Source organism: Streptomyces sp. NPDC014995, assembly GCF_043080745.1.
Lineage (GTDB): Bacteria > Actinomycetota > Actinomycetes > Streptomycetales > Streptomycetaceae > Streptomyces.
In genome coordinates this window covers 1-9,990 of record NZ_JBIBVX010000041.1, presented here as the reverse complement: position 1 = coordinate 9,990, position 9,990 = coordinate 1, and the positions used below count along the sequence as shown (strand labels likewise).

At 41.0% G+C, this 9,990-nt stretch carries 3 protein-coding genes and 4 rRNA genes; 6 read left to right on the top strand and 1 reads right to left on the bottom strand.

Annotation, left to right across the window (positions count from 1 at the left end):
• Nucleotides 1–17: 17 nt before the first annotated feature.
• From ACF1A1_RS39120 to ACF1A1_RS39105, 4 genes are all read left to right on the top strand, one after another.
• A 16S ribosomal RNA gene (locus tag ACF1A1_RS39120) occupies nt 18–1,567 on the top strand.
• Between the two features lie 206 nt (nt 1,568–1,773).
• Nucleotides 1,774–4,708: ribosomal RNA gene (locus ACF1A1_RS39115) — 23S ribosomal RNA — on the top strand.
• Between the two features lie 75 nt (nt 4,709–4,783).
• Nucleotides 4,784–4,900 (top strand): 5S ribosomal RNA (gene rrf, locus ACF1A1_RS39110).
• Nucleotides 4,901–5,025: 125 nt separating this feature from the next.
• The gene (locus tag ACF1A1_RS39105) at nt 5,026–5,868 is read left to right on the top strand and encodes a tyrosine-type recombinase/integrase (RefSeq protein ID WP_202389403.1); all 843 of its coding nucleotides are present in this window, start codon (nt 5,026–5,028) and stop codon (nt 5,866–5,868) included.
• 1,027 nt (nt 5,869–6,895) lie between these two features.
• Here ACF1A1_RS39105 and ACF1A1_RS39100 read toward each other — a convergent pair.
• Complete coding sequence (locus ACF1A1_RS39100; RefSeq protein WP_160555785.1) at nt 6,896–7,750, bottom strand: ParA family protein; 855 nt, start codon at nt 7,748–7,750, stop codon at nt 6,896–6,898.
• Between the two features lie 565 nt (nt 7,751–8,315).
• Here ACF1A1_RS39100 and ACF1A1_RS39095 point away from each other — a divergent pair.
• Both ACF1A1_RS39095 and ACF1A1_RS39090 read left to right on the top strand, forming a co-directional pair.
• Nucleotides 8,316–9,515, top strand: coding sequence for a replication initiation protein (locus ACF1A1_RS39095; protein ID WP_160555784.1), 1,200 nt, complete (start codon nt 8,316–8,318; stop codon nt 9,513–9,515).
• Between the two features lie 397 nt (nt 9,516–9,912).
• Nucleotides 9,913–9,990 (top strand): 16S ribosomal RNA (locus ACF1A1_RS39090); the annotation flags it as partial.

Sequence of the window (9,990 nt, the reverse complement as noted above, 5' to 3'; positions counted from 1 at the left end):
TGAGCTAATCTTACTCTTTATCGGAGAGTTTGATCCTGGCTCAGGACGAACGCTGGCGGCGTGCCTAATACATGCAAGTCGAGCGGACTTAAAAAGCTTGCTTTTTAAGTTAGCGGCGGACGGGTGAGTAACACGTGGGCAACCTGCCTGTAAGACTGGGATAACTTCGGGAAACCGGAGCTAATACCGGATAATCCTTTCCTACTCATGTAGGAAAGCTGAAAGACGGTTTACGCTGTCACTTACAGATGGGCCCGCGGCGCATTAGCTAGTTGGTGAGGTAACGGCTCACCAAGGCGACGATGCGTAGCCGACCTGAGAGGGTGATCGGCCACACTGGGACTGAGACACGGCCCAGACTCCTACGGGAGGCAGCAGTAGGGAATCTTCCGCAATGGACGAAAGTCTGACGGAGCAACGCCGCGTGAGTGATGAAGGTTTTCGGATCGTAAAACTCTGTTGTTAGGGAAGAACAAGTACGAGAGTAACTGCTCGTACCTTGACGGTACCTAACCAGAAAGCCACGGCTAACTACGTGCCAGCAGCCGCGGTAATACGTAGGTGGCAAGCGTTGTCCGGAATTATTGGGCGTAAAGCGCGCGCAGGCGGTCCTTTAAGTCTGATGTGAAAGCCCACGGCTCAACCGTGGAGGGTCATTGGAAACTGGGGGACTTGAGTGCAGAAGAGAAGAGTGGAATTCCACGTGTAGCGGTGAAATGCGTAGAGATGTGGAGGAACACCAGTGGCGAAGGCGACTCTTTGGTCTGTAACTGACGCTGAGGCGCGAAAGCGTGGGGAGCAAACAGGATTAGATACCCTGGTAGTCCACGCCGTAAACGATGAGTGCTAAGTGTTAGAGGGTTTCCGCCCTTTAGTGCTGCAGCAAACGCATTAAGCACTCCGCCTGGGGAGTACGGCCGCAAGGCTGAAACTCAAAGGAATTGACGGGGGCCCGCACAAGCGGTGGAGCATGTGGTTTAATTCGAAGCAACGCGAAGAACCTTACCAGGTCTTGACATCTCCTGACAATCCTAGAGATAGGACGTTCCCCTTCGGGGGACAGGATGACAGGTGGTGCATGGTTGTCGTCAGCTCGTGTCGTGAGATGTTGGGTTAAGTCCCGCAACGAGCGCAACCCTTGATCTTAGTTGCCAGCATTTAGTTGGGCACTCTAAGGTGACTGCCGGTGACAAACCGGAGGAAGGTGGGGATGACGTCAAATCATCATGCCCCTTATGACCTGGGCTACACACGTGCTACAATGGATGGTACAAAGGGCAGCAAAACCGCGAGGTCGAGCCAATCCCATAAAACCATTCTCAGTTCGGATTGTAGGCTGCAACTCGCCTACATGAAGCTGGAATCGCTAGTAATCGCGGATCAGCATGCCGCGGTGAATACGTTCCCGGGCCTTGTACACACCGCCCGTCACACCACGAGAGTTTGTAACACCCGAAGTCGGTGGGGTAACCCTTCTGGGAGCCAGCCGCCTAAGGTGGGATAGATGATTGGGGTGAAGTCGTAACAAGGTAGCCGTATCGGAAGGTGCGGCTGGATCACCTCCTTTCTAAGGAAAAATGGATTTATTCCATTCATAGATTGTTGATAGTTTGTTGTTCAGTTTTGAGGGAGCAATTCCTCATGATATAAAATTGTTCTTTGAAAACTAAATCATATAGAAGAAAAACCAAGATAAAACCGAGTAATCGCCATCTTAGATTCTCTATGTAAATAGAAGAATTAGGGTAAAGAGTAACATCTTTAGCCAAATCAAGTTAAGTTAGAAAGGGCGCACGGTGGATGCCTTGGCACTAGGAGCCGATGAAGGACGGGACTAACACCGATATGCTTCGGGGAGCTGTAAGTAAGCTTTGATCCGGAGATTTCCGAATGGGGAAACCCACTATCCGTAATGGGATAGTATCGTTACTTGAATACATAGAGTAACTGAAGGCAGACCCGGGGAACTGAAACATCTAAGTACCCGGAGGAAGAGAAAGCAAACGCGATTCCCTTAGTAGCGGCGAGCGAAACGGGATTAGCCCAAACCAAGAGGCTTGCCTCTTGGGGTTGTAGGACACTCTACATGGAGTTACAAAGGAACGGGGTAGATGAATAGGTCTGGAAAGGCCAGTCACAGAAGGTAAAAACCCTGTAGTCGAAACTTCGTTCCCTCCTGAGTGGATCCTGAGTACGGCGGGACACGAGAAATCCCGTCGGAAGCAGGGAGGACCATCTCCCAAGGCTAAATACTCCCTAGTGACCGATAGTGAACCAGTACCGTGAGGGAAAGGTGAAAAGCACCCCGGAAGGGGAGTGAAATAGATCCTGAAACCGTGTGCCTACAAGTAGTTAGAGCCCATTAATGGGTGATAGCGTGCCTTTTGTAGAATGAACCGGCGAGTTACGATTACATGCAAGGTTAAGTTGAAGAGACGGAGCCGCAGCGAAAGCGAGTCTGAATAGGGCGATAGAGTATGTGGTCGTAGACCCGAAACCAGGTGATCTACCCATGTCCAGGGTGAAGTCCAGGTAACACTGGATGGAGGCCCGAACCCACGCACGTTGAAAAGTGCGGGGATGAGGTGTGGGTAGCGGAGAAATTCCAATCGAACTTGGAGATAGCTGGTTCTCTCCGAAATAGCTTTAGGGCTAGCCTCAAGGTAAGAGTATTGGAGGTAGAGCACTGTTTGGACTAGGGGCCCCCATCGGGTTACCGAATTCAGACAAACTCCGAATGCCAAATACTTATCCTTGGGAGTCAGACTGCGAGTGATAAGATCCGTAGTCAAGAGGGAAACAGCCCAGACCACCAGCTAAGGTCCCAAAGTATACGTTAAGTGGAAAAGGATGTGGAGTTGCTTAGACAACCAGGATGTTGGCTTAGAAGCAGCCACCATTTAAAGAGTGCGTAATAGCTCACTGGTCGAGTGACTCTGCGCCGAAAATGTACCGGGGCTAAACGTATCACCGAAGCTGTGGATTGACATCTATGATGTCAGTGGTAGGAGAGCGTTCTAAGGGCGTTGAAGCTAGACCGTAAGGACTGGTGGAGCGCTTAGAAGTGAGAATGCCGGTATGAGTAGCGAAAGATGAGTGAGAATCTCATCCACCGAATGCCTAAGGTTTCCTGAGGAAGGCTCGTCCACTCAGGGTTAGTCGGGACCTAAGCCGAGGCTGAAGAGCGTAGGCGATGGACAACAGGTTGATATTCCTGTACCACCTTATGAATCGTTTGAGCGATGGGGGGACGCAGGAGGATAGGGTAAGCGTGCTGTTGGATTAGCACGTCCAAGCAGTTAGGCTGGTAATGAGGCAAATCCCATTACCGTGAAGGCGGAGCTGTGACGGCGAGGGAAATATAGTACCGAAGTTCCTGATTCCACACTGCCAAGAAAAGCCTCTAGCGAGATTCAAGGTGCCCGTACCGCAAACCGACACAGGTAGGCGAGGAGAGAATCCTAAGGTGAGCGAGAGAACTCTCGTTAAGGAACTCGGCAAAATGACCCCGTAACTTCGGGAGAAGGGGTGCTCTTTTGGGTGCAAGCCCGAGAGAGCCGCAGTGAATAGGCCCAGGCGACTGTTTAGCAAAAACACAGGTCTCTGCGAAGCCGTAAGGCGAAGTATAGGGGCTGACACCTGCCCGGTGCTGGAAGGTTAAGAGGAGGGGTTAGCGTTCGCGCGAAGCTCTGAATTGAAGCCCCAGTAAACGGCGGCCGTAACTATAACGGTCCTAAGGTAGCGAAATTCCTTGTCGGGTAAGTTCCGACCCGCACGAAAGGTGTAACGATCTGGGCACTGTCTCAACGAGAGACTCGGTGAAATTATAGTACCTGTGAAGATGCAGGTTACCCGCGACAGGACGGAAAGACCCCGTGGAGCTTTACTGTAGCCTGATATTGAATTTTGGTACAGCTTGTACAGGATAGGTAGGAGCCTTGGAAGCCGGAGCGCCAGCTTCGGTGGAGGCATTGGTGGGATACTACCCTGGCTGTATTGACATTCTAACCCGCACCCCTTATCGGGGTGGGAGACAGTGTCAGGTGGGCAGTTTGACTGGGGCGGTCGCCTCCTAAAAAGTAACGGAGGCGCCCAAAGGTTCCCTCAGAATGGTTGGAAATCATTCGTAGAGTGTAAAGGCACAAGGGAGCTTGACTGCGAGACCTACAAGTCGAGCAGGGACGAAAGTCGGGCTTAGTGATCCGGTGGTTCCGCATGGAAGGGCCATCGCTCAACGGATAAAAGCTACCCCGGGGATAACAGGCTTATCTCCCCCAAGAGTCCACATCGACGGGGAGGTTTGGCACCTCGATGTCGGCTCATCGCATCCTGGGGCTGTAGTCGGTCCCAAGGGTTGGGCTGTTCGCCCATTAAAGCGGTACGCGAGCTGGGTTCAGAACGTCGTGAGACAGTTCGGTCCCTATCCGTCGTGGGCGTAGGAAATTTGAGAGGAGCTGTCCTTAGTACGAGAGGACCGGGATGGACGCACCGCTGGTGTACCAGTTGTCTTGCCAAAGGCATAGCTGGGTAGCTATGTGCGGAAGGGATAAGTGCTGAAAGCATCTAAGCATGAAGCCCCCCTCGAGATGAGATTTCCCATAGCGTAAGCTAGTAAGATCCCTGAAAGATGATCAGGTTGATAGGTTTGAGGTGGAAGCGTGGTGACACGTGGAGCTGACAAATACTAATAGATCGAGGACTTAACTAAAAAGATTACTTGGTTCTTGTGTTTTTCTTCCTATAGGATTTAGTTTTGAGAGAACAACTCATAAAAACATAATAGTCTGGTGGCGATAGCGAGAAGGTCACACCCGTTCCCATACCGAACACGGAAGTTAAGCTTCTCAGCGCCGATGGTAGTTGGGGGCTCTCCCCCTGTGAGAGTAGGACGTCGCCAGGCACCGAAAAGGATAGTAGTCATTAGACTACTATCCTTTTTTTTGATTTTATCGTGGAAGTTTACTTCTTTCCTCTTATGAATTAAGATATTAAGTAAGTACCAAGTCTGGATTTAGGGGTGATAAAGTGCAAAAATCTAATGTTATTAGTCAATTTGCAGACTGGCTTGAAACAGAAGGGAAATCTGTTAATACAGTCACTACTTATCAACGTGAAATGAAAAAATTTCAAGACTGGCTCTACAAATATCCTACTTATTTAGAGAATATATCTCAAAAAGATGTTCAAGATTATCTCTCTTTTTTAGAGCAACAGCGCAAAAGTCCAATAACTATCGATAAAATACTTGGCTCTATTAGAACGTTTGCTAAGTTCTTGAAACGTCCAGAAATAACTTTAGATATTAAAGTTATGCCTATAGAAAAAAAGGGAGAATTGGAAATACTAACTCCTTATGAATACAATCAATTACTTCAAGAAGTGAAAAATGATGGTCACGAAAGAAATATAGCTATTGTTTACTTATTACTTCATACAGGTATTAGAGTTTCGGAATTATGTTCTCTAAATAAGTCGAATATTGATATTAGAAAAAGGCAATTAACCGTTAGAAATGGGTTAACTGGTGAAGAAAGGTATATTCCATTATCGGAAGAAGCTAAGAAATATCTTCTTAAATACTGTGACTCTTTTTATAGTGAGGATGCTTTATTTACTTCAAAATCTAATGAACGATTAACAGAAAGATCGATTCAATATATGTTGAAAAAGTATAATGTTCATCCGCATAAATTAAGACATACTTTTTGTCAAAAGCTTATAGATAAAGGAATAGGCTTAGAAGTTGTCTCGAAACTTGCTGGACATAAAGATATAAATGTTACTAAAAGATATGCAAAATCCAGGATGGAACAATTCGAACTAGAAGAAGCAATACAAAAAACTTTTATTAACGATACACTAGGATAGGTTGTTTAGTATTTAATTGTCTTTTTAAAGTTAACATCAACCGATGGGTAAGCTTAAAGTGAATTCAGATTTAGAACGTTTCAGGGGCTATTTTAGCTGATTTTAGGTACTTCCCTTAGTTAAGTTCGTTTTTAGAAAAAGGACAGTATTATAGATCGAATATAAAAGCCTAAAGACGTTCGACAATGGAAATTCTATTCGTTTTTTATATTTTAAAACTGATATTAGATATTTCTTTTTAAAAAGGATGAAAAGAATTGGACAATAAAGCGCAAATATATCGTTCTAATGTATCCATATCACAACTCGAAACAACGCTAAAAGAAAAAAATCTTTTAGCGTTGTTTGTGCAAAGACAGGAAAAATCCAATGAAAATTTTGGAATACAACTATATCTCTAGAGATATTACGGTATATCTACACTATATCTCCCGAGCCAAAAAGTGATATCAATTTAAACTCCTTGAAACCTAATAGGCACCGACTATTCATCACCTTTTATCAGAAGGTGATATCAGGTTTCCTTATGCTCTTTTTTTAAAAGGATAGATAAGCAAAGAAAATAGACATATAGATACTCCATACAGCATTATAAGCATTGTCCATGCTTCAAAAATGTTTGGAATGTCAAATAGATAATGGAATAGGATCCAGGAGGAAATAGAAGAAATAAAGAGATAGTGTTTTTGAATTATAGTCTTCATTTTTGATTATTTCCCGAAGGGAAAAAGACAGAATTTGCCCGAATATGGCCGGATTCCGTCTTTTGTTTGGGGTGCTGCTTGGGATAAGACGCATTATGTTAACTACTATTAAAAATAATTTTACGTACCCAAGTTTGGATGCATCAAATTATTTACCGATATTATTTAAATAGTCCTCTAATGCTTCTTCAATTAATATATAGATGTTTTTTTCTTGTAATAAAGATTGCATTTTTAACTCTTTATGTAAGTCTGTTCGTAAATCGAATGAGACTCGTTTTCTTATCAGTTGTAGTGTAGAAGCTTTTTCCTCACTAATCTCTTCAGCGAGAGCCTGGGAAGGAGTAATCTGTTTCTGAAGACGTTTCATATTTTTTATATCGTTTACTTTGGACACGTTTAATCAACTCCTTATAAAATTCTTCATATTGTAGTAAAGCCTGCTTTAATTCTGAGTTTTTATTAAACCCATATAAGGCTAAACGACCAATAGGAGCTCTTCTAGTAATAACCGTTTTAAAAACTTCATCAGGGTAATCCTCTGTGATCATTTCATTAAAGGCCTTAGCATCACTTCTTCTTAAGTCATTCAATGTTCTTAGAATCCCTATTACTTCAGTATTTCTATTACCATGATTTTTAGCACTTGTGACAGACTCCATAAAGTTAGGTATTGCTGAATAGCACCAGTTAGAGCACTCGAATAATACCACTACATACTCACTAGCACATAGGGCATTAGTTGTTTGTTCTGATAAAGAAGGTGGCGTATCAATAATAATGAAATCATACTCATTTCTGATTCCATCTAAACTTTTATCTAGAATTAAACTAGGAGTTCCTTTAAAAGGAATTGTATCGCCTTTATAAGTCTTTCCGGTATATATCCACCTGGGGAATGTAGCTAAAAAATTTGTAGCAGGCAACAAATCTAAATTTTTCTCTATAGGTAGAATATACTTTTTTACATCTTGTTTCTGCATAGCTTCTAGTACTGATTTTCCAATGAATTCATTGGAAGGTTGATTAGATAATAGTTCTGTTAAGTTCCCTTGAGAATCCAGATCGATTGCCAACACCTTATAACCATCTCTACTTAGTAAATATGATAGTATGCCTGCAGTAGTTGATTTTCCACAACCACCTTTTTGTATCCCCATAGTAATTGTAATCGCCAAAAATGATCCCTCCTTCTTCCAACGTTCTTTTCTTCCTTTCTTCCTTTCTTCTTTTCTTTCTTTTTTTATACTTTCTAGGAAATTAATTGAAAATCCTCTAAAAAAGTGAACTATAACACCTAAAAATTAGGTGTTATAGTTCACTCAGTTTTTGTTATAGTTCACTCAGTTTTTGTTATAGTTCACTCAGTTTTTGTTATAGTTGTGACTCAGTTTTTGTTATAGTTCACTCAGTTTTTGTTATAGTTCACTCAGTTTTTGTTATAGTTCACTCAGTTTTTGTTATAGTTAGGTCCCTCAAACCCTTGATACATAAGGGTTTTTTACCTCCTAAAACAATTAAAACAATTAAAACAATTAAAACAAATAATTGATAAAACAATCAAAACAAGAGAGATTTGTAAAAACTTGTTTTTTTATTATTTTGGTAATTAAGAATATTTTAAAAAAATAAAAACTTCGTTTATCGAGTGTGTGTTTTAAATTTTCTGAAATATAACACAAGTAGACTCTCATTTGTGTTTTTTGTTATATTTTAGAATGATCAATAAAAAGGAGTTTTAATATGGGATCCAAGATAAGTGCAGACAACTTAATTACGAAATCAAATCAGCTTATTGAAGCAGCATATAAATTAAACGAGATAGAACAAAAAATCATCTTAACCCTTATTAGTTTAGTTCAACCAAATGATAAGGAATTTCAATCTTACACTTTCACAATCAAAGATTTCATAAAATTGATTGGCGGAAACAGTAATACAAGGTATAAGGAACTAGAAGAAATTACGAGGAATATGTTAGCTAAAATTTATGAAATAAGATTCGAAGAAAGATTAGTACAAGTTCAATGGTTATCCCAAGCTGATTATAACTATAAAAAGGGGACAATCGAGCTTACACTACATAAGTTTCTTACCCCTTATTTATTAGAGTTGAAAAAGGAATTTACATCGTATCATTTAAAAAACGTAAGTAAACTAAAGGGGCATTATTCTATAAGGATATATGAACTGCTTAAGCAATATGAACGTCTACAAGAAAGAACCCTCACTATGGAGGACCTAAGACATAAGTTGGGCGCAACAAGTATATATCCTGCTTACGGAAACTTTAAACAGCGTGTAATACTCCCTTCTCAAAAACAGATAAATAAAAAATCAGATATCACATTTGAATTTCAAGAGATAAAACAAGGAAGGGCAGTTAAAGAAATTAAATTCTTTATAAAAACCAAAGATTCTATTATTCAACCTTTACCTATTCCGATATCTCATTCCAGTCAAAATGCAGTGTTAGATACAGAAGAACTTGAAAATGATCTTTTTGTTGTTTCTAAAGACGATATTAAAGATATTAAAAGTTTGGCGAGTGATTTAGGAGTTAAAGTTCCGAATAAAACTATACAAAGTTGGTTGAATTATGGGAAAAGAAATGTAATTCAAGTGATGGAGTCAATTAGAGATGATCATAAAATAGAAAATCCAATAGGGTTTATCACGTACAAATTAAAGAATGAGATAGATAAAAACATTATTGAGATAAATCCTTCAGATGATGCCATTCAAGATTTTGTTAACAGTCATATACCAAAACGTAAAATCAAAAGAGTAGAATTTTTAACAGACTGGATGATGAAACCGGAAGCTTTAAAAACTTTTAGTAAATACATGAATGAAGATGATGCTTTAGATTTATGGAATTCAAAGAAAGAAGCAATAATGCAGGAACTAAATGATCGCAGGGGAAAAATGATATTAAATTAAAAGAACAAAAACCATATTGGTTCTTGTTCTTTTTTATCGGAATTATTAACGTTGAACTATCTATTGCTGTAAGAGAGTTTATTATGTAGAATAGAAAAACATTTCAACTAGTAGAAACCTCTAAAAAGAAGTTGACTTCCACGAATGCGAATGGTATATTAGTAGATGTCGCTAATTCGAAAAAAACATTCTTTCTTTTTTTAAAAAAGTTTGTTCGTAGAAGTTGACCACGGTGAAATGCTGTGTTATTATATAAAAGTTGCTCCTAACAGCAACATTAAATTGCTCTTTGAAAACTGAACAAACAAACGTCAACAATAATCGTTTTTATAACTTTCGTTATAGAAACAAAACAAGTAACAAAAGCTAGAGTTTAGCAATGAGCTAATCTTACTCTTTATCGGAGAGTTTGATCCTGGCTCAGGACGAACGCTGGCGGCGTGCCTAATACATGCAAGTCGAGCGGACTTAAAAA